Annotated in this window: 22 protein-coding genes; 12 read left to right on the top strand and 10 right to left on the bottom strand. The window is 61.8% G+C overall.

The window, feature by feature from the left end; translation table 11 throughout:
• Nucleotides 1-116 precede the first annotated feature (116 nt).
• Genes ACEK02_RS15210 through ACEK02_RS15195 form a run of 4 tightly spaced genes read left to right on the top strand, consistent with a single transcriptional unit; the run spans nt 117 to nt 6,110 of the window.
• Nucleotides 117-974, top strand: coding sequence for a xanthine dehydrogenase family protein subunit M (locus tag ACEK02_RS15210; RefSeq protein WP_371422501.1), 858 nt, complete (start codon nt 117-119; stop codon nt 972-974).
• Entirely contained in the window at nt 971-3,325 is a 2,355-nt protein-coding gene (locus tag ACEK02_RS15205; protein WP_371422500.1) for a xanthine dehydrogenase family protein molybdopterin-binding subunit, read from the top strand. Before ACEK02_RS15210 ends, ACEK02_RS15205 begins: the two co-directional genes overlap by 4 nt.
• A complete protein-coding gene (locus tag ACEK02_RS15200; protein WP_371422499.1) occupies nt 3,322-3,801 on the top strand; it encodes a (2Fe-2S)-binding protein in 480 nt (159 codons plus the stop codon). The genes ACEK02_RS15205 and ACEK02_RS15200 overlap by 4 nt, the downstream gene beginning before the upstream one ends.
• Nucleotides 3,798-6,110: a xanthine dehydrogenase family protein molybdopterin-binding subunit gene (locus tag ACEK02_RS15195; protein WP_371422498.1), complete on the top strand. Its 2,313-nt coding sequence runs from the start codon at nt 3,798-3,800 to the stop codon at nt 6,108-6,110. The genes ACEK02_RS15200 and ACEK02_RS15195 overlap by 4 nt, the downstream gene beginning before the upstream one ends.
• On the opposite strand, the gene ACEK02_RS15190 is transcribed toward ACEK02_RS15195, so the two are convergent.
• From ACEK02_RS15190 to ACEK02_RS15155, 8 genes are all read right to left on the bottom strand, one after another.
• Entirely contained in the window at nt 6,111-6,572 is a 462-nt protein-coding gene (locus ACEK02_RS15190) for a MarR family winged helix-turn-helix transcriptional regulator (RefSeq protein ID WP_371422497.1), read from the bottom strand. It abuts the gene before it with no gap.
• A 71-nt stretch (nt 6,573-6,643) separates the two neighbouring features.
• Nucleotides 6,644-7,372: an ABC transporter ATP-binding protein gene (locus tag ACEK02_RS15185; RefSeq protein ID WP_371422496.1), complete on the bottom strand. Its 729-nt coding sequence runs from the start codon at nt 7,370-7,372 to the stop codon at nt 6,644-6,646.
• A complete protein-coding gene (locus ACEK02_RS15180; protein WP_371422495.1) occupies nt 7,372-8,139 on the bottom strand; it encodes an ABC transporter ATP-binding protein in 768 nt (255 codons plus the stop codon). The genes ACEK02_RS15185 and ACEK02_RS15180 overlap by 1 nt, the downstream gene beginning before the upstream one ends.
• Nucleotides 8,136-10,034: an ABC transporter permease gene (locus tag ACEK02_RS15175; RefSeq protein WP_371422494.1), complete on the bottom strand. Its 1,899-nt coding sequence runs from the start codon at nt 10,032-10,034 to the stop codon at nt 8,136-8,138. Before ACEK02_RS15175 ends, ACEK02_RS15180 begins: the two co-directional genes overlap by 4 nt.
• 70 nt (nt 10,035-10,104) lie before the next feature.
• On the bottom strand, nt 10,105-11,325 hold the full coding sequence (locus tag ACEK02_RS15170) for an ABC transporter substrate-binding protein (protein WP_371422511.1): 1,221 nt from the start codon (nt 11,323-11,325) through the stop codon (nt 10,105-10,107).
• 304 nt (nt 11,326-11,629) lie between these two features.
• Nucleotides 11,630-12,439 (bottom strand): SDR family NAD(P)-dependent oxidoreductase, encoded by an 810-nt coding sequence (locus tag ACEK02_RS15165; protein WP_371422493.1) that lies wholly within the window; start codon nt 12,437-12,439, stop codon nt 11,630-11,632.
• A 52-nt stretch (nt 12,440-12,491) separates the two neighbouring features.
• The gene (locus ACEK02_RS15160) at nt 12,492-13,280 is read right to left on the bottom strand and encodes an enoyl-CoA hydratase-related protein (protein ID WP_371422492.1); all 789 of its coding nucleotides are present in this window, start codon (nt 13,278-13,280) and stop codon (nt 12,492-12,494) included.
• A 4-nt stretch (nt 13,281-13,284) separates the two neighbouring features.
• Nucleotides 13,285-14,145: an alpha/beta fold hydrolase gene (locus ACEK02_RS15155; protein WP_371422491.1), complete on the bottom strand. Its 861-nt coding sequence runs from the start codon at nt 14,143-14,145 to the stop codon at nt 13,285-13,287.
• A gap of 186 nt (nt 14,146-14,331) precedes the next feature.
• On the opposite strand from ACEK02_RS15155, the gene ACEK02_RS15150 reads away from it, so the two are divergent.
• Genes ACEK02_RS15150 through ACEK02_RS15140 form a run of 3 tightly spaced genes read left to right on the top strand, consistent with a single transcriptional unit; the run spans nt 14,332 to nt 16,881 of the window.
• Nucleotides 14,332-15,312 (top strand): ABC transporter substrate-binding protein, encoded by a 981-nt coding sequence (locus tag ACEK02_RS15150; RefSeq protein WP_371422490.1) that lies wholly within the window; start codon nt 14,332-14,334, stop codon nt 15,310-15,312.
• 46 nt (nt 15,313-15,358) lie between these two features.
• Complete coding sequence (locus ACEK02_RS15145; RefSeq protein ID WP_371422489.1) at nt 15,359-16,102, top strand: ABC transporter permease; 744 nt, start codon at nt 15,359-15,361, stop codon at nt 16,100-16,102.
• Nucleotides 16,099-16,881: an ABC transporter ATP-binding protein gene (locus tag ACEK02_RS15140; protein ID WP_371422488.1), complete on the top strand. Its 783-nt coding sequence runs from the start codon at nt 16,099-16,101 to the stop codon at nt 16,879-16,881. The genes ACEK02_RS15145 and ACEK02_RS15140 overlap by 4 nt, the downstream gene beginning before the upstream one ends.
• Before the next feature lie 127 nt (nt 16,882-17,008).
• Here ACEK02_RS15140 and ACEK02_RS15135 read toward each other — a convergent pair whose 3' ends face one another.
• Nucleotides 17,009-17,857 carry a cyclase family protein gene (locus ACEK02_RS15135; protein WP_371422487.1) on the bottom strand — a complete coding sequence of 283 codons (849 nt, stop codon included), beginning with the start codon at nt 17,855-17,857 and terminating at the stop codon, nt 17,009-17,011.
• Between ACEK02_RS15135 and ACEK02_RS15130 the strand changes: the two genes are divergently transcribed.
• Together ACEK02_RS15130 and pncB are read left to right on the top strand one after the other, a co-directional pair.
• Nucleotides 17,856-18,182: a hypothetical protein gene (locus tag ACEK02_RS15130; protein ID WP_371422486.1), complete on the top strand. Its 327-nt coding sequence runs from the start codon at nt 17,856-17,858 to the stop codon at nt 18,180-18,182. The two genes, ACEK02_RS15135 and ACEK02_RS15130, sit on opposite strands and share 2 nt — an antisense overlap.
• Complete coding sequence (gene pncB / locus ACEK02_RS15125) at nt 18,179-19,480, top strand: nicotinate phosphoribosyltransferase (RefSeq protein ID WP_371422485.1); 1,302 nt, start codon at nt 18,179-18,181, stop codon at nt 19,478-19,480. Before ACEK02_RS15130 ends, pncB begins: the two co-directional genes overlap by 4 nt.
• Nucleotides 19,481-19,556: 76 nt before the next feature.
• Here the strand turns inward: pncB and ACEK02_RS15120 are convergent, their stop codons facing one another.
• Nucleotides 19,557-21,719, bottom strand: coding sequence for an acetate--CoA ligase family protein (locus tag ACEK02_RS15120; protein ID WP_371422484.1), 2,163 nt, complete (start codon nt 21,717-21,719; stop codon nt 19,557-19,559).
• A gap of 187 nt (nt 21,720-21,906) precedes the next feature.
• Here ACEK02_RS15120 and ACEK02_RS15115 point away from each other — a divergent pair, with 187 nt between their 5' ends.
• From ACEK02_RS15115 to ACEK02_RS15105, 3 genes are all read left to right on the top strand, one after another.
• Entirely contained in the window at nt 21,907-22,638 is a 732-nt protein-coding gene (locus ACEK02_RS15115) for a GntR family transcriptional regulator (RefSeq protein WP_371422483.1), read from the top strand.
• 85 nt (nt 22,639-22,723) lie between these two features.
• Nucleotides 22,724-24,463 (top strand): oxalyl-CoA decarboxylase, encoded by a 1,740-nt coding sequence (gene oxc, locus ACEK02_RS15110; RefSeq protein WP_371422482.1) that lies wholly within the window; start codon nt 22,724-22,726, stop codon nt 24,461-24,463.
• Nucleotides 24,464-24,545: 82 nt separating this feature from the next.
• A partial coding sequence (locus ACEK02_RS15105) for a formyl-CoA transferase (protein WP_371422481.1) occupies nt 24,546-25,317 on the top strand: 772 nt, incomplete at its 3' end.

Genomic DNA, 25,317 nt, shown 5'->3' with positions numbered 1-25,317 from the left:
TGATCAAAACGCAGGCGGTGAACGCTACGTTTTGCGTCAGCGATCCTGATTGACTTCCAAAGGACGATTGTTAGCATACAAGTGAATTTTGGCCCTCCTGCCCGGGGTTTTTCCGCATGAAGCCGGCGCCGTTCACCAGGCACGTCCCACGCACCGTGGATGAAGTTGTGAGTGCATTGGCCGAGTTTGCGCCGCTCGACGGCCGCATTCTGGCGGGTGGCCAAAGCCTGGTGCCGATCATGGCGTTCCGCATGGCGCGGCCTGCCCACTTGATCGACATCAACGAGGTCGAGGGGCTCGACCGCCTCGCTGTCGATGGCGACCATCTCTCGATCAGCGCGCGGGTGCGCCACGGCGCGTTCCACAAGCCCGTCATCGACGGGCCGCTCGGCCGACTGCTCGCTTTCGTCGTCAGCCATATCGCGCATTACCCGATCCGGATGCGCGGCACATTCTGTGGCAGCCTCGCCCATGCCGATCCCGCATCGGAATGGTGCCTCGTCGCGGCAACGCTGGACGCCCAACTGGTCGTGAAGAGTGTGCGCGGCGAACGCATTGTGCCGGTCACTGATTTCCTCGAAGGCATCATGTCGACGTCGCTGGCGGAGGACGAGTTTCTCGCCGAAGCGCGATTGCCCTTGCTGCCAGATGACACGAAATTCGGCTTCTACGAATTCAGCCGACGCGCCGGTGATTTCGCGATGTCTGCAGCGCTCGTCACGTATCGTCTTGTCGATGGCGTGATCGCCGAGGCCCATCTCGGCATCGGCGGCGCCGAGGATCGCGCACGGCGGATCAGTGAGGCCGAAGATGTCTTGAACGGTAACCCGCCCTCGCCGGACCTGTACGTCGCCGCCGGCGAAGCTGCAGCGAATGCGATCGAGCCGCTGGAGGATATCCAGACCACTGCCGAATATCGCTGCGATCTGGTGCGTGCCGTGACGCGGCGCGCGCTGGAGCGGTCGGCGCAATGACGGTCCACACCAAGGGCACGGGCACGACCTGGGTCGGGCGTTCGATCCGCAGGCTCGAGGATCCCGCCCTCGTCACCGGCCGCGGCCGCTTCACGGCGGATATGCCGGCCAAGCACTGGGTACGTTTCGTCCGCAGCAGCGTTGCTGCCGGAACGATCGAGAACATCAAGGCGCCGGAGGGCGCAGGCATCGTCACGGCCAAGGACCTCGCGAAGCTGAAGCCGATCCGGCCGATGCTGAGCAAGTTCAACTATGTCGCCGTGGGTCAGCCGATCCTTGCCGATGGCGTCGTGCGCTTCACCGGCGAGTCCATCGCCGCCGTCTACGCGCCGAGCAAGGACCAGGCGGAGGACATCGCCGATCAGGTCGAAGTCGAGATATCCGAAGGCGCACCGCTGATCGACGCGATGGACGCGCTTGCGGAAGACGCTCCGCTGGTTCACGCCGACACCAAACACAACGTCATCGTCGAGGGGCGCATCGCCACGCCCGGCTTTGAGGATGTCTGGAAGACCGCACACAAGGTGCTGCATGTCGAAGCGCGCTCGCGCCGGCAGAACGCGACGCCGATGGAAGCCCGCGCAGGCCATGCCGTCTATGACGGATCGACCGGCCGCGTGACGCTGACCTGCACCACGCAGATGCCGCATCTGACGCGTACCGCTGTTTGCGACATCCTCGGCATTCCCGAGTCCGAACTGCGCGTCGTCGCCCCCGATGTCGGCGGCGGCTTCGGCCAGAAGATGTCGCTGGCGCCGGAATATGTGCTGCTGGTCTGGCTGGCGCGTAAATTGCGCAGCTCCGTGGCCTGGACCGAGGATCGCCGCGAAAACCTGATCGCAAGCTTTCACAGCCGCGACCAGCACGTCCAGCTCGAAGGCGCCTTCGACAAGAGCGGAAAACTGCTCGCTTTGCGCGGCGATATCGTCGCCAATGTCGGCGCCTATTCCTGTTTCCCGACCACCTGCGGCGTCGAGCCCTTGATGGCGCTGGCCGAGCTACCCGGCCCTTACGATGTACGCGCCTATGATTGTCGTTCGCGCGGCGTGATGACCAATACCTGCCCGATGGCACCCTATCGCGGCGTGTCGCGGCCGGTGATCACCTTCGTACTCGAACGCTTGATGGACAAGGCTGCCGCAGCCTTCGGCATAGAGCCGACTGAATTGCGTCGCCGAAACCTCATCGACAAATTTCCCTATACATCAGCGACCGGTCTCGTCTTCGACGACGGCAGCTACAAGGAGACGATGGAGATGGCCATCAAGGCCATCGACCTCGATGCATTCCGCAAGCGCCAGAAGATCGCACGTGATGCGGGCCGCTATCTCGGCATCGGCTTTGCCACTTTCTCCGAACGCACCGGCTACGGCAGCCCCGCTTTCGCGGCGCGCGGCATGGAGATCACGCCGGGCTTCGAGACCGTGTATCTCACCATCGACCCTTCGGGCTTCGTCGAAGCGCGGATCGGCTCGTCGCCGCATGGCCAGGGGCTGCGCACGTCACTGGCGCAGATCATTGCCGACGAAATCGGCATCGATCCGGATTTCATCAAGGTCGTTCACGGCGACACCGATCGCTCCCCCTATGGCTGGGGCACCTTCGCCAGCCGCTCGCTGGTGCTGTCGGGCGGCGCCAGCCTGCTCGCGGCGCAGAAGATTCGGGCCAAGCTCCTGAAGATCGCGAGCCATTTGCTCGAAGCCGCGCCCGAGGACATCACGCTGCAGTCCGGGTCCGCGCACGTCATCGGCACCGATCGCTCCGTGACCATCGCTTCGATGGCGCGTGCGGCCTATCACCAGACGCATATCTTCAAGGGTGAGATCGAACCCGGTCTCACCGAAACTGGCACTTACGATCCATCTGGTACCTTCTCCAATGCATGCCACGTCGCTGTCGTCGAAGTGGATATCGAGACCGGCCGTGTCGAGATGGAGAAGTTTCTGGTCGCGGAGGACGCCGGGCTGATCATCAATCCGATGATCGCTGACGGCCAGGTCCATGGCGGGGTGGCGCAGGGCATCGGCAACGCGTTGCTGGAAGAGATCATCTATGATGAGACCGGAAACATCCTGACCAGTACGCTGGCGGATTTCCTGCCGCCGACCACGCACGAAATTCCCGAGATCGAGCTGCATCACATCGAGACACTGACCGGCAATTCGATCACCAAGGCCAAGGGCCTCGGCGAAGGCGGCGCCATCGGCGCGCCGGCAGCCGTGATCTCCGCAATCAACGATGCGCTCTCGCCATTCGGAATCTCCATCGACGAAATGCCGGCAACGCCGCAGCGCATTCGGGCGGCCCTGCGCAGCAGCGGAAAATTGCCAAGCAACGGAAAAATTGCATGAGCGACAAGACCGACATCACCCTCACCATCAACGGCCGGTCTCACGCCATCCGCGTCGAGGCCCGACGCACGCTTGTGGATGCCATTCGCGAGGATTGCGGCCAGACCGGGACGCATATCGGCTGCGAACACGGCGTGTGCGGTGCCTGCACCGTGCTGGTCAATGGTGAGCCGGTGCGCTCCTGCCTGATGTTCGCACAACAGGCCGATGGCAAAGAGATCCGCACCGTCGAAGGCCTCGCCGATGGCGACGAGATGCATCCGATGCAGCGCGCCTTCATGGAGAACCACGGCCTGCAATGCGGCTTCTGCACGCCCGGCTTCCTGATGCTCGCCGTCGGCGTATTGGAACGTGAGCCGGATATTTCCGACCACGATCTGATCGACGTGCTGTCGTCGAACCTGTGCCGCTGTACCGGCTATCAGAACATCATCAAGGCGGTGCGCGCCGCCGCGGTGGAGATGCGTCAATCGTGACTGCTGCCGCCAAACCGAGACTGGTTGGCCAGTCCGTCACCCGCAAGGAAGACGGCCCGTTGCTGCGCGGCCAGGGCAAGTTTGCTGCGGACATCAATTTCCCGAACCAGCTTTATATGCGCGTGGTGCGTTCGACTTACGCTCATGGCAATATCGTCTCGGTCGATCTTGCGCCGGCTCTGGCAATTCCGGGCGTTGTCGCCGCATGGAGCTTTGCCGATGTCGCCGAGATTCCGCCGATCGATTTCCGGCTGACGCGGCTGGAGCAGCTCGCGGCCTATCGCCAGACCATTCTGGCCAAAGACAAAGTGCGCTATGTCGGCGACCCCGTTGCCGTCGTATTCGCCGAGGATCCCTATCTCGCCGAAGACGCCGCCGAGCATGTCGGGGTTGAGATCGAAGAACTGCCTGTGATCCTGCATGCGGATGGCGAGATCGGCGAGTTCCGCGATGGACTGCCCACCGAGACGGCGTTGATCAAGAAGGGCTATGGCGACGTCGATGCGGCCTTTGCCAATGCGCATGCCGTAGTCAGCCTCTCGCTCTCCATCGGCCGCCATTCCGGCGTCCCCATGGAGACGCGCGGCGCCATCGGCCGTTACATTGCCGAGACCGACATGCTGGAAATGTACGGCGCTGCGAAAGTGCCGCACTGGAATCGCGACCAACTCGCCAAGATGTTCGGTCGCACTGCCGAGAATACCAACCTGTTCGAAGGTCATGTCGGCGGCGGCTTCGGCGTACGCGGCGAATTGTATCCCGAAGATGTGCTGGTGTGCCTCGCCGCCCTGCGCCTCGGCCGCCCGGTGAAATGGATCGAGGATCGCCGCGAGAACTTGATTGCCACAAATCACTCGCGGCAACAGACTCACCACATCCGCGCCGCCATCGATCGCGACGGAAATATTCTGGCCATCGATAACGAGTTCTTCCACGATCAGGGCGGCTATATGCGCACCCATGCCGCGACGGTGCCTGACCTCGCCGCCGCGATGTTGCCCGGCCCCTATCGCATCCCCGCCTATCGCGTGCTCGGCCATATCAGGCTGACCAACAAGACGCCCGGCGGGACCTATCGCGCGCCCGGCCGCTATGAAAGCACCTTCGTGCGCGAGCGGCTTCTCGATGCCGTGGCAGCCGAAGTGGGCATCGATGGCGTCGAGGTCCGCCGCCGCAACCTGATCGACAAGAGCGAAATGCCGGTGACACGTGCACTGGAGACGCTGGGCACTGATATCGTGCTCGACTCCGGCGACTATGCCGGGCTGCTGGACAAGGCGCTCGACGGCGTGAGCTGGACGGACCTGCAGACGCAGATCAAATCGCGCCGGCAGGCCGGCGAACTTGTGGGCGCCGGCATCGCCATGTTCGTCGAGAAAAGCGGCCTCGGTCCGTATGACGACGTGCGGATTACCGTCGGTACCGACGGCCTCGTGGAGGTCGTCACCGGCGCCGCCTCCGTCGGCCAGGGCGTCGAGACCGTCATCGCGCAGATCTGCGCGGAGACGCTCGGCGTAACCTATGACAGTGTCAACGTCATCCACGGCCAGACCAACCGCATCGCGCGGGGCCTCGGCGCCTTCGCCTCGCGCGTCACCGTGATGACCGGTGAAGCCACGAGGCTTGCCGCGCTCAAGCTGCGCGACAAGGTGCTGGCGACGGCCGCGGAACTCATGCAGCTCTCGACCGACGATCTCGACATTGTCGATGGCGAGATCGTCCGCGGCAAAGGCGGCGTCGGCCCATCCATGGGATTGCCCGAGATCGCCAAGGCACTGGCGCCCGGCGCCCGGGTGCTCGGCGACCGCGAGCCCGGCCTGTTCGCCGAAGCGTCGTTCGAGTCCAAGCACATGACCTACCCCTACGGCGTCCATGTCGCCGTCGTGTCGCTCGCCCGCGATACCGGCGGCATCAGCATCGAGCGCTATCTCGTCGCCTATGACATCGGCAAGGCTGTGAATCCCATGCTGGTGGACGGTCAGATCGTCGGCGGCGTCGCCCAGGGCATCGGCGGCGCGCTCTACGAGGAATTCAGCTATGACGACCGCGGCGAGCCGCTGGCGGTGACCTTCGCCGACTATCTGATGCCGACGGCACGCGAAGTGCCTGATGTTGAAGTCATCATTTCCGAGGATGCGCCCAGCCCGCTCAACCCGATGGGCCTCAAGGGCGCCGGCGAAGGCGGCGCCAATGCCGTAGGTGCCGCCATCGCAGCAGCTATCGACGACGCGCTTGGCCAGCCCGGGGCCATCACGCAGTTGCCGGTCTCGCCGCAGCGGATCAAGGCGCTGCTCAATAGCAAGGTCTGATCAGGTAATCTTCTTCAGCAATCGTGTCAGCGTGCGCTGCTCTTCGGCCGTCAATGGTCGCAGCGTCTTGGCGCTGACTTCAGCGGCAACCCGGATTGCGGCATCGACCACACGGGCGCCCTTCTCGGTCAGCGACACCGCACGGCGACGGCGATCCGTGGGGTCGCTCCCGGTGGTGATGAAGCCGCGCAGGCCCAGCCGATCGACCACGCCCTTGATGGTAGCCGCGTCGAGATAGACCAGGCGTCCGAGATGGTTCTGCGAGCTTGGACCAACCTCATGCAGCTTCGCCAGCACCGCGAATTGCGTCTGGGTCAGATCCTCGATCATATTGGACATGAAGATGGAGGTATGGCGCTGCATCGCCACGCGCATCAGGAAGCCGACCTGGGAGTCGAGGACATAGTCCGGCGCGGGCTCTGTGGCCGGAAGGGCCTTCAGCTTGCTCGGTTTCTGCACCATTTATTCCCCGACGATCTCTCTTGCCAGTTATGAACGATCTTCGGTTGCCGCGACAGGTGAAGTTTTGGTCGTTACACCGTCAAATAAGCCCGCTGAATATCAATATTCTCCGCCAGTTCGGCCATGGTGCCATTCCATTGGATCTGGCCCTTTTCGAGGACATAGGCCCTGTCCGAGACCAGTTCGGCGAAATGCACGTTCTGCTCCGACAGCAGGATCGACACTCCGGCCTTCTTGAGTTCGAGAATGGTGTTGGCCATCAGTTCGACAATCAGCGGGGCCACCCCTTCGGACGGTTCATCGAGCAGGATCAGCAGCGGATTGCCCATCAGCGTCCGCGCGACCGTGAGCATCTGCTGCTCGCCGCCGCTCATCCGCCCGCCCGGCCGGTTCGGCATTTCGCCGAGATTGGGAAACAGCGCCAGCAGCTTCTCCTCGGTCCAGACCGGCGCCGGCACACCGTCGCTGAACTTGCGGGGTGGCTGACGGCCGATATCGAGATTTTCCAGCACCGTCAGATCGGAGAAGATGCGGCGGTCTTCCGGGGTGAAGCCAAGGCCAAGTCGCGCGATCTCGTAAGGCTGTCTTCCGGAGATATCGTGGCCGTCGAACCGGATCTTGCCGGAGGACTGCGCCATCAGGCCCATGATCGCCTTCATGGTCGTCGTCTTGCCGGCGCCATTGCGGCCCATCAGTGCCACCACTTCGCCGCGCCCGACCTGCAGGCTGAGATCATAGAGGATCTGCGCAGCACCATAGGACGCGCCGAGATTATCGACGGAGAGCATCGGCGTACTCATCAATGAGCCTCCGACTTCTGGAAGGTCTTGCCGGTACCGAAATACACTTCCCTCACCTGCGGATTGTCGCGGATCGACTTGGCGGCGCCATCGGCGATCAGGCGTCCGCGCGCCAACACGATGATGCGGTCGGCAAAGGCAAACACCACATCCATCGAATGTTCGGTGAACAAGACGGAGATGCCCTTCTCGATCACCAGACGCTTGACCAGCGCGATCAGGTCGTTGCGCTCCCTGGGCGCCATGCCGGCCGTCGGCTCGTCCATCAGCAGCAGCCTTGGATCGTTGGCGAGCGCAATGGCAAGCTCGACACGTTTGACGTCGCCATAAGCCAGTTCACGGCTCGGCCGCTCGGCGGCGTCCTGCATGCCGACCTGGGCCAACAGTTCGAGAGCACGTTCGCGGTGCAGCGAGGATGCCGGCTTCCACAGCCGATAGACCTCATTGGCATGGGAGATCAGCGCCATCTGCACATTCTCGATAACGGTCATCGAGTTGAAGGTGGCGGCGACCTGAAAGGTACGACCGATACCAAGGCGCCAGATGTCACGTGGCTTCTTGCCATTGAGCTTGGCGCCTTCGAACCAGATCTCGCCGGAATCCGGCGGCAACTGGCCATTGATCATGTTGAAGCAGGTTGACTTACCGGCACCGTTGGGACCGATCAGCGCGAGAAACTCGCCGCGCTTGATGTCGAACGAGACCTCATTGACGGCACGAACGCCGCCGAAGGATTTCGACAGGGAGCGAATGGCGAGGTCGCTCATGATGCGGCCTTTGATGTTGTTTTGCCGCGCGAGATCAGTTTGACGAAGCCGCCGACGATGCCGCTCGGGAAGGCGAGTACCAGCAGCAGGATGATGCCGCCGAGCAATGCGCGCCAGTACTCCGTGGAACGCATCATGAAATCCTGCAGCACCGCATAGACCGACGCACCAACGATCGGGCCGGTCAGCGTCTGGATGCCGCCCAGCAGCACCATCACCAAACCGTCAATCGAGCGGCTGACGCCGATGGTCTCCGGCGAGATCGATCCCTTGGCAAAAGCGAACAGCCCACCGGCAATGCCGCAGACTGCGCCGGCAATGGCGAAAGCGAGCCAGTGGACGCGCTTGACGTCGAGACCGATAGCTTCGGCGCGCAGCGGGGAGTCGCGCCCTGCCCGCATCGCGTAACCGAATGGCGCAAACAGGAATTTACGGAGCAACAACACGCCGAGTGCGGCCAGAGCGAGTGTCAGGAAATAGAATGCCCCACGGCTGTCAAACGGCGCGGATGGCCAGACGCCGAGCACGCCGTTGGAGCCACCGGTGAGTGTTTCCCACTGGAACACGGCAGCCCAGACGATCTGGGCAAAGGCGAGTGTCAGCATTGCGAGATAGACGCCGGATAGTCGCACGGCGAACCAGCCGAACAACAATGCTCCGACCAACGCCAGTACGGGAGCCGCAGCCAGCGCCAGCCCCATCGGCGCAGCAAACCATTTCACCAGCAACGCAGCGCCGTAGGCACCTAGCCCGAAATAGGCCGCATGGCCGAACGAATGCATGCCGCCCGGCCCCATGATGAAATGCAGGCTGGTGGCGAACAGCACGGCGATCAAGACGTCGATGCCGAGCACGAGCGTATAGGGCGAGCTCTTGGCGATGAGCGGCAGGCAGACCAGGACGACAAGCAGGATCAGGCCGGCAATCTTCGTGGCTGGCGTCGCGGGACGCAGCGGCTCTTCGGGCTCAGCCACGCTGCGCACAGCCACCTGTTCACGACCGAGCAACCCGTAAGGGCGCGCGATCAGCACGGCCGCCATGACGAGGAATTCCGCAACCAGCGTGAGCTTCGAGAAGTTCACCGTAAAGCCGCCGAAGTTGACGATCCCGAGACCGATGCACAGCGCCTTCACCTCGGCGATGATGACCGCCGCAAGATAGGCGCCCGAGATCGAGCCCATGCCGCCAACCACAACGACGACGAAGGCGTCGCCGATCACGATCAGATCCGTCGCCAGTGTTGCGGGCTCGCGCGCGATCTGCAGCGCGCCGCCGAGACCAGCGAGCAGAGCGCCAAGCGCGAACACGCCGGTGAACAGCATGGCCTGATTGACGCCGAGCGCGCCAACCATCTCTCGATCCTGCGTGGCCGCGCGCATCAAGCGGCCGAAGCGGGTCTTGGCCAGCGCCAGATGCAGCATCCAGAGCACGAACGGGCCGACGAAGATCAGGAAGATGTCGTAAGTAGGCAGCCGGCGACCGAGCACCTCGATGGAGCCGGTCAGGCCGGGCGCGCGCGGCCCGAGTAGATCCTCGGGGCCCCAGATCCAGAGTGTCGCGTCGTTGATAACCAGCACCAACGCGAAAGTGGCAAGCAGCTGAAACAGTTCGGGTGCCCTGTAGATTCTGCGCAACAGCAGGATCTCGATGGCTGCACCAATCAGGGCCACCAGCAAAGCGGTCAGAACAATGCCGCCCCAGAAGCCGACGGCACCGCCGACCTTGGTGGCGATGCTGTAGGCGATGTAGGTCCCGATCATATAGAGGGACCCATGCGCGATATTGACGATCCGGGTGACGCCGAAGATCAGCGACAGCCCGGCGGCCACGAAGAACAGGCCGGACGCGGCGGATAGACCGTTCAGCGCCTGAAACAGAAACGCGTTGAAACTCATCGGAGGAATCCCCCTCCCCGCAATGGGTGCGCGGGGAGAGTATCAACGGCGATCATCGTCGTGCTTCCTGTTACTCGGTCGCGGGACGGAGCTTCTTCACTTCGGCGTCGCTGGGCAGCACCGTTGCACCATCGACATATTTGAAATCGCTCATGGTGCCCTTGCCGCCTTCAAGCGCGATCTTTCCGACATAAGCCCCCATCGTCGCCTGGTGATCGCTGGCGCGATACATGAACGGACCGAACGGGCTGTCGAGTTTCAGACCTTCGAAGGCAGCGATCAGCTTGTCGGTGTCGGTCGACCCTGCCTTGGCGATACCGGCTGCCAGCGACGTCATGGTCACATAGCCGACGATCGAACCGAGGCGCGGGTAGTCATTGTACTTCTTCTGATAGGCTGACAGGAAGGCGGTGTATTCCGGGGTCTTGATCTTGTCCCAGGGGTAGCCGGTGACGATCCAGCCGACAGGCGCTTCTTCCTTCACCGGATCGAGATATTCAGGCTCGCCCGACAGCAGGCTCACGACGGTGCGATCCTTGAACACGCCGCGCGTGGTGCCCTCGCGCACCAGCTTGGAGAAGTCGGCGCCAAACAGCACGTTGAAGATCGCATCGGGCTTCGCATCATCGATGGCCTGCACGACTGCACCGGCATCGACCTTGCCGAGCGGCGGCGCCTGTTCGGTGACGAATTCGACGTCCGGCTGTTGCGCCTTCAGCATTTCCTTGAAGGTCGCGACCGCGGCCTGGCCGTATTCGAAATTCGGATAGACCAGCGCCCAGCGCTTCTTCTTCGCGGCAACCGCGGCCGGCATCAGCATCGCAACCTGCATATAGGTCGTAGCGCGCAAGCGGAATGTATACTTGTTGCCGTTCTGCCAGGTGATCTTGTCGGTCAGCGGCTCGGCAGCGAGGAAGAACACTTTCTTCTTGCCGGCGAACTCCGTTACCGCAAGCCCGATATGCGACAAGAACGTGCCGGCGATGATGTTGACGCCTTCACGCGTCACCAGTTCGTCCGCCACGCGCACCGCATCACCCGGCGTCGAGCCATCGTCGCGCGAGATCACTTCGAGCTTCTTGCCGAGCACACCGCCCTTGGCATTGATCTGTTCGATCGCCAGCTCCCAGCCCTTTTTGTAAGGATCGAGAAACGCGGTCTGCGTCTTGTAGCTGTTGAGCTCACCGATCTTGATCGTGTCCTGCGCAAAAGCCGCATGGCCGAACGAGAACGTCAGCGCGCCGGCCATTGTGCCGGCAATCGCGAGTGAGTGAAGGGAACGAGCCGTCATCATGATCGAACTCCGTTGTGATCGACGTTTGCGATAGAAGTGATTCTCGCCGAAGTCTTCGCAAGAAACGGGCAACCGTTCGTCCTTGCGTCGCTTGCAGCCCCGTGTTTGCAACGTGAATTAGTTTGTACGCAAATAGTCCGGCGCACCCTCGTTGTTGTCAAGACCGGTCTTGGTGCAACATGCCTAGCACATCGCCGAAGTTTTGATCATCCAATGTCAGCCGATACGCGCGCATCTGCGACCGAATTTCGCAGAGCCGCGCGGCAGCGATATTTCGCCGCCGCGCGTTCTATTTTGTCGACTACCGGTCGCGGAAGCGATCCATCAGTGCCTTGTCCTGACCGCCATCGATTTCGATCATGGTGCCGTTGGCCATCTGCACCAGAGGCGACGCGAGCATAACAACCAGGTTTGCAACTTCCTCGACTTCGGCGATGCGTCCGAGCGGGATCGAGTCCGGGGCCAGCTTGTCGGCTTCCTCGTAGGAAATCTTCATGTCGCGCGACATGGCGTTGACGAGGCCAGCCCAGCGCTCGGTACGAACCGGGCCCGGATTGACGGCGCAGAACGAGATGTTGTGACGACCATACTGTCCGGCGAGCGAGAGGGTCATGTTCTGACCGGCCGCGTTCGCCGCACCCGGCGCGATTTCCCAATAGGACGGCTTGACGCCGTCATTGCCGATCAGGTTGACGACACGGCCGCCGCCCTGCTTGACCATGATCGGCAGCGCGTAGCGCAGGCAGCGGACATAGCCCATGAATTTGAGCTGCAGCGCCTGCTCCCAGTCGGCTTCGGTGAGCGTCTCAATGACGCCGCCCGGTGCCGAACCGGCATTGTTGATCATGATGTCGACGCTGCCGAGCTCCTTGGCAGCCTTCTCGACGAAGTTCTTGGCGTCGGCGTCCTTGGTGAGATCGGCTGATATCGCGACCACCGTCACGCCGTAGGCGTTCCGTATCTCTTCGGCGGTCTTTTCCAGCGGCTCCATGCGGCGGGCGCAGATGGCGACATTGACGCCTTCCTTTGCCAGCGTCATGGCAATCGCCTTGCCGATACCTTCGCTGCCGCCGGTGACGAGAGCGCATTTGCCTTTGAGTTGGAGATCCATGTGCGTGTCCTTCTGAGGTTGGCGAAAGTGGAGACGAAAATTCGTCGGTGGATCAGCTTCCCGTAAAGCGCGGGGGTCGTTTCTCGGCAAAGGCCTTGCGGCCTTCGGCGTAGTCGGCGCTGGCGTCGGCCGCGGCATAGAACTGCTCGGCTTCAGCCAGGAGTTCTGCATTGTTCGTGCTCAGCGCACGAATGGCAGCCTTGGCCGCCTTGATCGTCAGCGGCGCATTGCCGGCGATCTTCCTTGCAAGCGCGCCAGCCAGCGATTCAATGTCAGCCTTCGGCGCAATGACATGCACCGCGCCCAGCGCATGAGCGCGCATTGCGGGCAGACGATCCGCCGTGAACAGGACCTGCCGCGTTGCGCCGGCGCCGAACACGCGAATGAAACGCGCGATGCCACGCGGATCGTAGCCCAGACCAAGCTTGGCTGCAGGTACCGCGAAGAAGGCATCATCCGCGGCGACGCGCATGTCGCAACTCGCCGCAACGGATGAGCCGGCGCCCATGCAACCGCCGAAGATCATTCCAATGGTCGGCTGCGGGATCGCCTCGATCGCCAGGCAGGTATTCTCGACGAGGTCGTCATAAGCGCGCGCGTTGCCCTCGCCTGATCGGGCTGTCGCGAAATCCGAGATATCCGCACCGGCGGAGAACATCAGCTCGCCCTCGCCGCGGATAACCACGACGCGGACATCCTTGCGTGTGGCAACCTCGCCAGCAAAGACGGCGATCTTGTTCCACATCACCGTGGAGATGGCGTTACGCCGGGCCGGATTGGCGAGACGCAGCGTCGCGATCCCGTCCGCAATATCGATGATGATATCGCCGGGCATGCTCATCGCATCACGCCGCTGGCTTGTGTGACATCCAGCGACCGGACTCGGCCGCCGGGAAAAGCTCAGCGAGCGCCGCATTGAAGGCCGCGGGCTCCTCGCTGGTGATGGTATGGCCGGCGCGCGGCAATACCAGGAGACCTGCTGTCGGCACCGTGCGCTTGAGGAAAATGCTGGGATCGAGGCACCAGTCGTCCTCGTCACCGACGATGATCAGCAGGGGCGGCGTGAACTTCTCAAGCTGCGGCTTCATCTCCCACAGCATCGGGCGCTTGGCCTGCAGCTCGCGCATGGTCAGGGCATGACCGACCGGCGAATGATCGGCCAGCATCCGCGCGAATTCGGCAAAACCGCGCGGGTCCTTGTTCTTATGCGTCTGGCGCGTCGCACCATCGGCGTAACGCGCCGCAGCAATCGGAAAATCGACGGTCTCGAACATCTTCGCGGTTTCGCGCGAGGCTGCACGGCCCTGCTCCACAAAGGCAGGATCCGGACTGGAGCCATAGCCGCAGCTCGCAGCCGTTACCGACAAACAACGACCGGGATAGTGAATGCCCACATGCAGCGCGGTAGACGCGCCCATGGAATGGCCGACGATATGCGCCTTGTCGATGCCAAGCGCATCCATCAGCGCAATGACGTCGTCGCGCGCGATGTCCTGGCCGTACCGCGCAGGATCGGTTGGTACATCCGATGGCGGATAGCCGCGCTGACTATAAGTGACGCAACGATAGGAGCGCGAGAAGTAACGAAGTTGCGGCTCCCAGGTGCGGTAATCTCCCGCATACTCATGGACGAAAACCACAGGACTCCCGGTGCCGACTTCCTCATAATAGAGTTGCGTCCCGTCGGGCGTCGTCACGTGCGGCATCAAAGCCTCCTGCGGTCAGAGCAGATTTCATTTGCACACAAACGAAATGCTAGTAGCGTTATTTCTCGACTGCAAGAGGATTTAGTGGATTCAATTTTGGCATATCATTTGCTTACAAACGAATATCGCACCGCCGCATAAACCGATCGAAAAGCCACGCGCCACAACGTTTCTTGAGGAGATGTCATGACCGGACTTTCGCGACGCGCCTTCACAATGGGCACCGCTGCTACGCTGATGAGCACCGCGCTCACAACAAGCTCGCAGGCGCAGGCGCCGACAAAACTCCGCGTGGGTAGTCTGACACTTCCGGTCTTCGCACCGATCATCGTCAACATCATGAAGGCGCAGAAGTTCGATACCAGGAACGGTTTCGAGGCCGAGGTTCAGGTCTACCCTTCTTTCTCCGCTTATTATGCGGGCCTCGCCACCGGCGAAATCGACACGCTGATCGGCGGCCCCACCTACTTCCAGAAGCTGCGCCTCGAAGGCGTGCCGCTGCAAATCGTGGCAACCGGCGCAACACTCGCCGATCTCGTCATCATCACCAAAGACCCTGCCGTCAAGTCGCTCGCCGACCTGAAAGGCAAGCAACTCGCTGCCGACATGGGCAGCGGGCAATTCCAGATCCTGTCGATCTACGCGAAATCCAGGAAGATGGACCTCGCCAAGGACATGACATTGGTGAACGCGAACTTCGCGGTGGCGCGTGCGCAGCTTGCCGCAGGCCGCGTGGATGCCGCGATGATCATCGAGCCGATCGCCACCATGATGATGAAGGACGATCCGTCGCTGAAGATCATCTTCAACGCCAATGACGGATGGAAGGAGATCGCAGGCACCACCGGCTGGGAGCTGGTCTACGCCATGCGCGAGGACACCATCAAGAAAGCCCCGGACGCGCCGAAGAAGTTTGTCGCCGCCCTGGCCGATGTCACCAAATATCTGCGCAGCGATCCCGATGGCGCCGACAAGATCGCGGTCGAGACTGTCAAACTGCCGCCTGGCATCCTGAAGGAAGCCGTGCTCGCCAAGCGTTGGGACTTCGACGCCAAGCCGGCTTGGGGCGCCACCGAACGCAAGAGCATCTGGGATACGTTCGAGCGCGCGGTCGCCGCCGGCTTCCATCCCAAACTACCTGACGAAGCGATCATCTATGCCCCCTGACGAGGCCCGCACTGCCACGCCGTTCGAGGAGCCCCGGCGGAGCCTGATGATATCCAGTCTACCGCGCGAGACGATCATATCGATCGTGCTCTTCGCAGCGGTCTGGCAGGTCATGTCCTATCTGGCGCCGTCGCTGGGTATCCCCGCTTTCGCGATCCCGGGCCTCGGCCGCATCGCACAGAGCCTGACCAAGATCACCCCACTCGACGTCGCGGTGACGCTCGGCCGCGTGCTGCTGTCGCTGGTCGTGTCCTTCGTCATAGGACTGCTGGTGGCCGTGCTGATGTATCTCTCGGACGGCGTCGAGAAATATCTGCGCCCGATGGTGCGTATCCTGATGGCCGTGCCAGTGGTCTCCTGGATCCTGTTCGCGGTGCTGTGGTTCAAGGGCGTCGAATTCCGCATCGTCTTCGTGCTGGTCGTGGTCTGCGCCCCGGTCTTCACCGTCGATGCCCTCGACAACATGCGAGAGGTCTCACGCGACCTGAAGCAGATGATCCGCTCCTTCCGGCCGACGCCCCTGCAATTCTTTCACAAGCTGATGCTGCCGGCGATCACACCGGGGATCATCACGAGCTGGAAGATCACCCTCAGCCTCGCCATTCGCGTCGTCACCATCGCCGAACTGGTCGGCGCCGTGACCGGCATCGGGCATCAGCTTTCGGTCGCCCAGGAACTGTTCTCGGTGGCCGACGTATTTGCCTGGACCCTGGTACTGGTCGTGCTGCTGTTCCTCCTCGAAGCATTGCTTGTCAGGCTCGAAACTCACATATTGCGGTGGCGGGCATGACCGGAGCTTCAGCGCCTATCGAGATCGCGCAGTTGCGCAAGGTGTTTCGCCAGACCACCTCCGGCCAGTCGATCACGGCCATCGACCAGCTGTCGCTGCGGATCGAACCCGGTGAACTCATCGCCATCGTGGGCAAGACCGGCTGCGGCAAGTCGACTTTGTTCGATCTGCTGATCGGACTCGAACATCCGACCGCGGGCAGCATCACCATCGGCGGCAAGACGCCCTATGACGACTTCAACGCCTTCCGCGGCAAGATCGCGACAATCTTCCAACAGGACCGCCTGTTTCCGTGGCGCTCCGCACTCGACAACGTCAAGCTCCCGCTCGAACTGATCGGCATCGCGGAGGATACTCAGCACGAACGTGCCATGACCTGGCTGAAGCGTCTGGGTCTAGAGAAGTTCGCCAATGCCTATCCGCGCGAACTTTCCGGCGGCATGCGGCAACGCGTGGCCATCGCACGCGCCTTTGCCGTGCAGCCGGAAATTCTGCTGGCGGATGAATCCTTCAGCGCACTCGATGAAGTCACCGCCAATGAGCTGCGGAAAACGTTTGTCGAACTGGCACGGGAATTCAAATCCACCGCGATCCTGATTACGCATCAGCTTGAAGAAGCCATGGCCGTAGGCGACCGCATTGTTGTGTTCGGCAAGTCGGCGGCGCTTCTGGCGGACGTGCGAATGTCGGACTGGGATCGCGCGGACTATCCCCTGCTCCGCGAGGCGATTCAGAATACGCTGCAGGCAAACGCGCCAGATGCGAGACTGATGCGCTAGACAACGATCCGCCAAACTCTCATGTCGTGCCCGGGCGTGTCCCGGGCATCCACGACTTGTTCGCTAGTCCAGACGGACGTGGATGGCCAGGACGAGCCCGGCCATGACGGTGTGGACCTAAACTACATCATCCCATGATCGCCTTGGCGGCATTGCCCATGGCTTCCACCGAGGCGTCGCCCGTATCCGTGAAGCACAGGATACGGCACGGGCATGACTCGAGTCCGTCATAGCGCCATGGGAAGGCGCCGATCAGGCAGCGCTGATTCAGCATCAGCTCGATGTCGCCGCCGATATTCTCGGCATGCAGCAGGCCTTCCTGGAAGGCGTAGTTGTGGAACGGAAACATGTCGGCAGAGACATGCCGGCCCGAGAGCTTGTGCTTGTATTCGAACGTGCCGAAGAATTCAGCCGGCGTCCTGCCATGCTTCTTGGTGAACTGCGCGGCGATGTCGGGGCGCATATTGCGGATCGAGGTGTTCATCGAGTGGTCGCAGGAGCCGGTGTCCATGCCGAACCACTTGATCTTCTTCTCCAGCATCCAGTGCAGCGTGTCGAGATTCGGGCCTGGATGGTAGCAGAAGTATTTCACCAGATCCTGCTGCGCCTGCCCTTCGTAATATTTATGCCAGCCGGTGTGCAGGATCAGAATGTCACCTTCGCGAATATCCGCGCCGGACTTCTCGAGCATCTTCGGTGTGATCACCGCCCAGTCATGCATCTGGCTTGAGATGTCGACCACCACACCGCGATTGAACAAATAGTCCAGCGGCAGCGAGGCCATATCGCCCTTGCGGCCGTCAGTGGCGTGCATGGCACCGTCGAAATGGGTGCCGGCATGCAGCGCCGTCTCGATCCGCTGCGCCACGATCATCTGCGTCTGCAGGTTCTGCGCATAATACATCTTGTTGCCGGCATAGCCGACCCAGCCGGGCGTGTGGATGTTCATGACGTGGGAAAGATCGACGACTTTCATGGTGCTGTCCTTCATCGTTTCGGGGCGCCCACCGGCAGGTGGAAATCGTAAGCATGCAAACAATTCTGCGCAATGCCCGCAGATGCAGGATCAGGGCCAGAAGCAGATCGACAAACGCCGGGCTGCCGCGACAATCCTGATTGTGAAAGCGCCGTTCAGCGCTTGCGTTGACATCGATAAACCCGGCGGATACGCCAATTTGATGAACTGCTGCAAAGACAGCGTCAGCGATGTGGCCCCTGCCGCTTCGGTGCAGGTGCCGCATGGCGGCACTTTACGAGGAGTGCCTGGATCAGGCACGTTACCAGGAGTGGCGCTGCCATGATGGATTTCGCCACCCGGGTCCACAATCACAACTACCGGCTTGATCCCATCATCCGGTCGCTGCTGGACACCGACTTCTACAAATTCCTGATGCACCAGTTCATCTGGATGCTTTATCCGAAGGTGCCTGTGACCTTCGGCCTGATCAACCGGACCAAGACCGTCCGCCTCGCCGAGATCATTCCGGAAGCGGTGCTGCGCGCCCAGCTCGATCATGCCCGCACGCTTTCATTCCGGGAGAACGAACTGATCTGGCTGGCTGGCAACCGCTTCTACGGACGCCGCGACATCTTTCGTCCCGAATATATCGAATATCTGCGCAGCTTCAGGTTGCCCGACTACAAGCTTGAGACCATCGATGGTCAATATGTCCTCACCTTCGAAGGTGACTGGGCCGAAGTCACGATGTGGGAGATCTACGCCCTCGCCATCGTCAGCGAGTTACGGTCGCGGATCGCCATGGCCACGCTGGACAAGTTCGAGCTGGATATCCTCTACGCCCAGACCAAGACCAAGATCTGGAACAAGATCAAGAAGCTGAAATCCTATCCGGATATGCGGCTCGCGGAGTTCGGTACCCGCCGCCGTCACGGCTTCCTGTGGCAGGAATGGGTGACGGATGCGATGGCCAACGAACTTGGCCGCAGCTTCGTCGGCACCTCCAATGCCCTGCTCGCCTTCAAGCATTCATTCGAGGCCATCGGCACCAATTCGCATGAACTGCCGATGGTCTTCGCCTGTCTCGCCGAAAACGACGAACAGTTGAAGACCGCACAATATGACGTGCTGGCGAAATGGCAGGAGGTCTATGACGGCGAGCTCTTGATCATCCTGCCCGATACATTCGGCATGACGCAGTTCCTGCGCGACGCACCGCCCTGGGCCTCGAAATGGACCGGCATGCGCATGGACAGCAAGGAGCCGGTTGCGGCAGGCGAAGAAGTGATCGCCTGGTATGCCATGCGCGGCGAGGATCCATGCAAGAAGCGCGCAATGTTCAGCGACGGCCTCGAAGTCGACCTGATGATCGACCTGCATCAGCGCTTTCGCGGACGCATCCGCGAGAGCTTCGGCTGGGGCACCATGGCCACCAACGACTTCCGTGGCGCCCATCCGCGCGGGCTCGACTCGCTCGACCCGATCAGCCTGGTCTGCAAGGTCACCTATGCCAACGGTCGCTCGGCTGTGAAGCTGTCGGACAATCCCGCCAAGACGACAGGCAGCAGCCCTGCGGAAATCGAACGCTATCTGCGCATCTTCGGCCGCGAGGGCGTCGCCGAACAGCCGGTGATCGTCTAATCCAAAACTCCAAACGCAAAAAAAGCGCCGCCCGGTTTCCCGGACGGCGCTTTGTTTTTGCGTATCGGAACGCCGCTTACAGCAGCCCCGCTCCGCGTGCCCACTTGTACTTGGCGCCGAGCACCTCGACCGGCAATTCGGTCGAATAGGCGTAAGCCGGAATGCCGTTCTGGTAGAGATATTCGGCGGCCTCCTCGACTTCCACGTCGCCCGCGAGCGAAGCAACCATCGGCTTCTCGATGCCCTTGGCCTTCATCTCGTTCTTGATCTCGACCATGTTGCGCGCGAACACCATCGGCGGCGTCACGATGGTGTGCCAGTAGCCGAGGATCAGCGAGTGGATGCGATCATCGGTGAGACCAAGCTTCACGGTGTTGACATAGGTGATCGGCGGTTCGCCACCGGTGATGTCGACCGGATTGCCGGCGGCACCAAACGGCGGAATGAACTTGCGGAACGCCGCATCCAGATCCGGCGGCATCGCCATCAACGACATGCCGTTATCGACCACTGCGTCGGAGAGCAGCACGCCCGACCCACCGGCACCGGTGATGATCAGCACGTTCTCACCCTTCGGCGTTGGCAGCACCGGGATGCCACGCGCGAATTCGAGCAGCTGGCGCAGCGAGCGGGCACGAATGACACCCGACTGCTTCAGCACGTCCTCATAGATCTTGTCGTTACCGGCAAGCGCACCGGTATGCGACGAGGCCGCCTTGGCGCCGGCCGAGGTGCGGCCGGCCTTGAGCACGACGACCGGCTTCTTCTTGGAAACGCGCTTGGCAGCTTCCGCGAAGGCACGACCGTCCTTCAGATCCTCGCAGTGCTGCGCGATGATCGTGGTGTTCGGGTCCTGCTCGAAGAAGGCGAGCAGATCATCCTCGTCGATATCCGACTTGTTGCCGAGACCGACGATGGCCGACACGCCCATCTTGGCCGAGCGCGAGAAGCCGATGATCGCCATGCCGATGCCGCCGGACTGCGACGACAATGCCGCCGAACCCTTCACGTCATAGGCTGTACAGAAAGTCGCGCAGAGATTGGCCGGCGTATAATAGAAGCCATAGATGTTCGGCCCCATCAGACGGACGTCGTATTTCTTGCCGATCTCGACGATCTCTTCCTGAAGCGCGGGCTCGTTGGCTTCGGCGAAACCCGACGGAATCAGCACCGCGCCTGGGATCTTCTTCTCGCCGCACTCGATCAGGGCACCGGCGACGAACTTGGCGGGGATCGCGAACACCGCGGTGTCGATCACGCCCGGCACGTCCTTGACGCTCTTATAGGCCTTGCGGCCCATGATCTCTTCGGCCTTCGGATGGATCGGATAGATGTCGCCCTTGTAGCCGCCGTTGATGAGGTTCTTCATCACCGAATTGCCGATCTTGCCATCTTCGGCGGAGGCGCCGATCACGGCGACGGCCTTCGGCATCATGATGCGGTTCATCGCCGTGACGATTTCGGCGTTGGAGCGCGGCGCCGGGCGCGGCTTGTAGTCGAAATCGACGACGATGCGCACGTCGGCGGCGATGGCGTCCTTCTTGGTGGCGAACACCGGGTTGAGGTCGAGTTCGACCATTTCGGGGAAGTCGCTGACGAGCTGCGATACCTTGACGATGATGTCGGCCAGCGCCTCGCGGTTGGCGGGATCGCCGCCGCGCACGCCATGAAGCATCTCGGCGGCCTGAATGCCGTCGAGCATCGACAGCGCGTCTTCATTGGTGGCGGGCGCGAGACGGAAGGTGACATCCTTCAGCACTTCGACCAGCACGCCGCCGAGGCCAAAGGCCACCAGCTTGCCGAACGAACCGTCGGTGATCGAGCCGATGATCACTTCGGTGCCGCCCATCAGCATCTGCTGAACCTGGATACCTTCTATCTTGGCATCGGCCTTGTACTTCTTGGCATTGGCCAAAATGGTGTCGTAAGCTTTCTGCGCGTCTTCAGCGGTCTTCACACCGACGATGACGCCGCCCGCTTCGGTCTTGTGGAGAATGTCCGGCGAGACGATCTTCATGACGACCGGGAAGCCCATGCTGCTTGCCATCTTGGCAGCATCAGCGGCTGAGGTGGCCACGCCTTCTTTCGGCACGGGAATGCCGTATGCGTCACACACAAGCTTGCCCTCGGGGGCGGTCAGGCTGGTGCGCTTGTCGGCTTTGACCGCATCGAGAACTTTGCGGACGGCCTGTTTCGCCGATGGTGCAGCTTCTTTGACGGCAAGATTCGATTGGGACATGGCTTCCTCCTTCACGTCTTTTCCAATAGACGGATTGATGGCATTTGGTATGCCAGAAACTTGATTGTCAAGGCGCGTTGCAGCGCAAAATTGCTGAAATAGCTGTCATCTTGACACGGTGGCATCTGGTATGCCAAAAATTCTCGATGTTATTTCTGTGGTAGGACGTCTCGACTGGAGATGATTCATGCCCACGCAAAAACAACCCAAGGCGCCGTCCGTCATGTCTGAAGCCGATATCGCGATCGTTCGGATTGCACCGGAGACCAGCTTCAAGACCAAGGCCTATGAAGCCTTGAAAGAAGCCATTCTCAAGATGGACATCTACACCTCACCCGATCCGGTGATGCTCGACGAGCGCGCTTTGTCGGAACGATTGGGCGTCAGCCGCACGCCGATCCGCGAAGCCATTGCCATGCTGGAGCAGGATGGCTTCGTAAAGACCGTGCCACGCCGCGGCATCGTCGTTGTCAGAAAGACCAAGGTCGAAATCGTCGACATGATCCGCGCCTGGGCGGCGCTGGAAAGCATGGCCGCACGTCTGATTACGACCACCGCGCGCAAAAAAGATATCTCGGCGCTGCGCGACTTTTTCAAGGACTTCAACAAGGACCGTCTGCCACAGGACCACGTCGAGGAATATTCGAAGGCCAATATCGCTTTCCACCAGGCGCTGATCTCGCTCAGCGAGTCGCCGGTGCTGGTCGATATGACCAACGATATCCTGCTGCATGTGCGCGGCTATCGTCAGCTCACGATCGGACGCACGGATCGTACCGCGACGTCCCTGCCCGAGCATCTGGCTATCATCGAAGCGCTCGAGGAGCGCAACACCGAGCTCGCGGAAAAGCGCGCGCGCGATCACACCCTGGGTCTGGCTGCTTATGTCGAAGCCCACGGCCAGGAACTGTTTACCTAGGCGCCGTCTAACGACGGTTCACCACTCCGCACCACGTCCAATTGAGCAACGACCAACCGTCACAAGAAAAGTCAGGGAGAGCGGGATGTCCGCAGTAGTCCAGAGCATCGATACCCACGCAGCCGCCGAGCAGGAGCTGACCGATGGCTTCCATCTGATCATCGATGCCCTCAAGCTCAATGGCCTCAACACGATCTATGGCGTGCCGGGCATTCCGATTACCGACTTCGGCCGCATGGCGCAGGCCGAGGGCATCCGGGTGCTGTCGTTCCGTCACGAACAGGCCGCCGGCTATGCCGCATCGATCGCCGGCTATCTCACCAAGAAGCCAGGTGTCTGTTTGACCGTGTCGGCTCCCGGCTTTCTCAACGGCCTCACGGCGCTGGCCCACGCCACCACCAACTGCTTCCCGATGATCCTGATCTCCGGCTCGTCCGAGCGCGAAATCGTCGACCTGCAGCAGGGCGACTATGAGGAAATGGATCAGCTCGCGATCGCCAAGCCGCTTTGTAAGGCCGCGTTCCGCGTGCTGCATGCGGCCGACATCGGCATCGGCCTTGCGCGCGCGATCCGCGCCGCGGTGTCCGGCCGTCCCGGCGGCGTCTATCTCGATCTGCCGGCCAAGCTGTTCGGTCAGGTGATGAACGCCGAAGCCGGCAAGAAGTCGCTCGTCAAGGTGATCGACGCCGCACCGGCGCAGATCCCTGCCCCGGATTCGATCAAGCGCGCCCTCGACGTGCTGAAATCTGCAAAGAAGCCCCTGATCATCCTCGGCAAGGGTGCAGCCTATGCGCAGGCCGACGATGCCGTGAAGGCACTCGTCGAGACATCCGGCATTCCGTTCCTGCCCATGAGCATGGCCAAGGGACTCCTCCCTGACACGCATCCGCAGTGCGCGGGCGCTGCGCGCTCCACCGTGCTGAAGGACTCGGACGTCGTCATGCTGATCGGCGCACGCCTCAACTGGCTGCTGTCGCACGGCAAGGGCAAGGCCTGGGGCAGCGCGCCCAAGAAGTTCATCCAGATCGACATCGAGCCGAAGGAAATGGATTCCAACGTCGAGATCGTTGCTCCCGTCGTCGGCGATATCGGCTCCTGCGTTACTGCTTTGCTCGATGGCATGGGCAAGAGCTGGCAGAAGGCATCGTCCGACTGGACATCAGCAGTCACCACGAAGCGCGACGAGAACATCGCGAAGATGGCACCGAAGCTGATGAACAATAACTCGCCGATGGATTACCACGGCGCGCTCGGCGTTCTCCGCACTATCATCGCCGAACGGCCGGACGCAATGCTCGTCAATGAAGGCGCCAACACCCTCGATCTCGCCCGCGGCATCGTCGACATGTATCAGCCGCGCAAGCGCATCGATGTCGGCACCTGGGGCATCATGGGCATCGGCATGGGCTATTGCATCGCTGCTGCGGTCGAGACCGGCAAGCCGGTACTGGCGATCGAAGGCGACAGCGCCTTCGGTTTCTCCGGCATGGAGGTGGAGACCATCTGCCGCTACAATCTGCCGGTCTGTATCGTCGTGTTCAACAATGACGGCATCTATCGCGGCACTGACGTCAATCCGACCGGCGGGCCGGACGTTGCGCCCACCGTCTTCGTCAAGGGCTCGCGCTACGACAAGATGATGGAAGCCTTCGGCGGCGTTGGCGTGAATGCGACCTCGCCCGACGAACTCAAGCGCGCCGTGAATGCGGCGATGGATTCCGGCAAGCCGACGCTCATCAATGCGGTGATCGATCCGGCGGCCGGCAGCGAGAGCGGCCGTATCGGTAACCTCAATCCGCAGAGCGTGCTCAGCAAGAAGAAATAACACCGCATCAGGCGGGGTCGCGAGACCCCGTCTCCTTTTCTCATGTGCCGAGGCGGCAAAACTAGTTACGGGAGCAAAAACAATGACACAGGCGCTCAAAGGCGTTCGCATTCTGGATTTCACCCACGTTCAATCTGGCCCGACCTGCACGCAGTTGCTGGCATGGTTCGGCGCCGACGTGATCAAGGTCGAACGCCCCGGCGTCGGCGACATCACCCGCGGCCAGCTGCAGGACGTGCCGAATGTGGACAGCCTGTATTTCACCATGCTGAACCACAACAAGCGTTCGATCACCCTCGACACCAAGAACCCGAAGGGCAAGGAAGTCCTCACCGCGCTGATGAAAGAGTGCGACGTGCTGGTCGAGAACTTCGGACCGGGCGTGCTTGATCGCATGGGCTTCCCGTTCGAGAAGATCCAGCAGATCAACCCGAAGATGATCGTTGCCTCCATCAAGGGCTTCGGTCCCGGCCCCTATGAGGACTGCAAGGTCTATGAGAACGTCGCGCAGTGCACCGGCGGCGCGGCGTCCACCACCGGCTTCCGCGATGGCCTGCCGCTTGTCACCGGCGCACAGATCGGCGACAGCGGCACCGGCCTGCATCTCGCCCTCGGCATCGTCACTGCGCTCTATCAGCGCACGCAGACCGGCAAGGGTCAGAAGGTCACCGCCGCGATGCAGGACGGCGTGCTGAATCTTGCGCGCGTCAAGCTGCGCGACCAGCAGCGCCTCGCCCATGGCCCGCTCAAGGAATACAGCCAGTTCGGCGAAGGCATTCCGTTCGGCGATGCCGTGCCCCGCGCCGGCAACGACTCCGGCGGTGGCCAGCCCGGCCGCATCCTGAAGTGCAAGG

The organism is Tardiphaga sp., assembly GCF_041424195.1.
Lineage (GTDB): Bacteria > Pseudomonadota > Alphaproteobacteria > Rhizobiales > Xanthobacteraceae > Tardiphaga.
The sequence above is the reverse complement of the archived record's forward strand: the minus strand, read 5'-3'. Positions and strand labels throughout refer to the sequence as shown.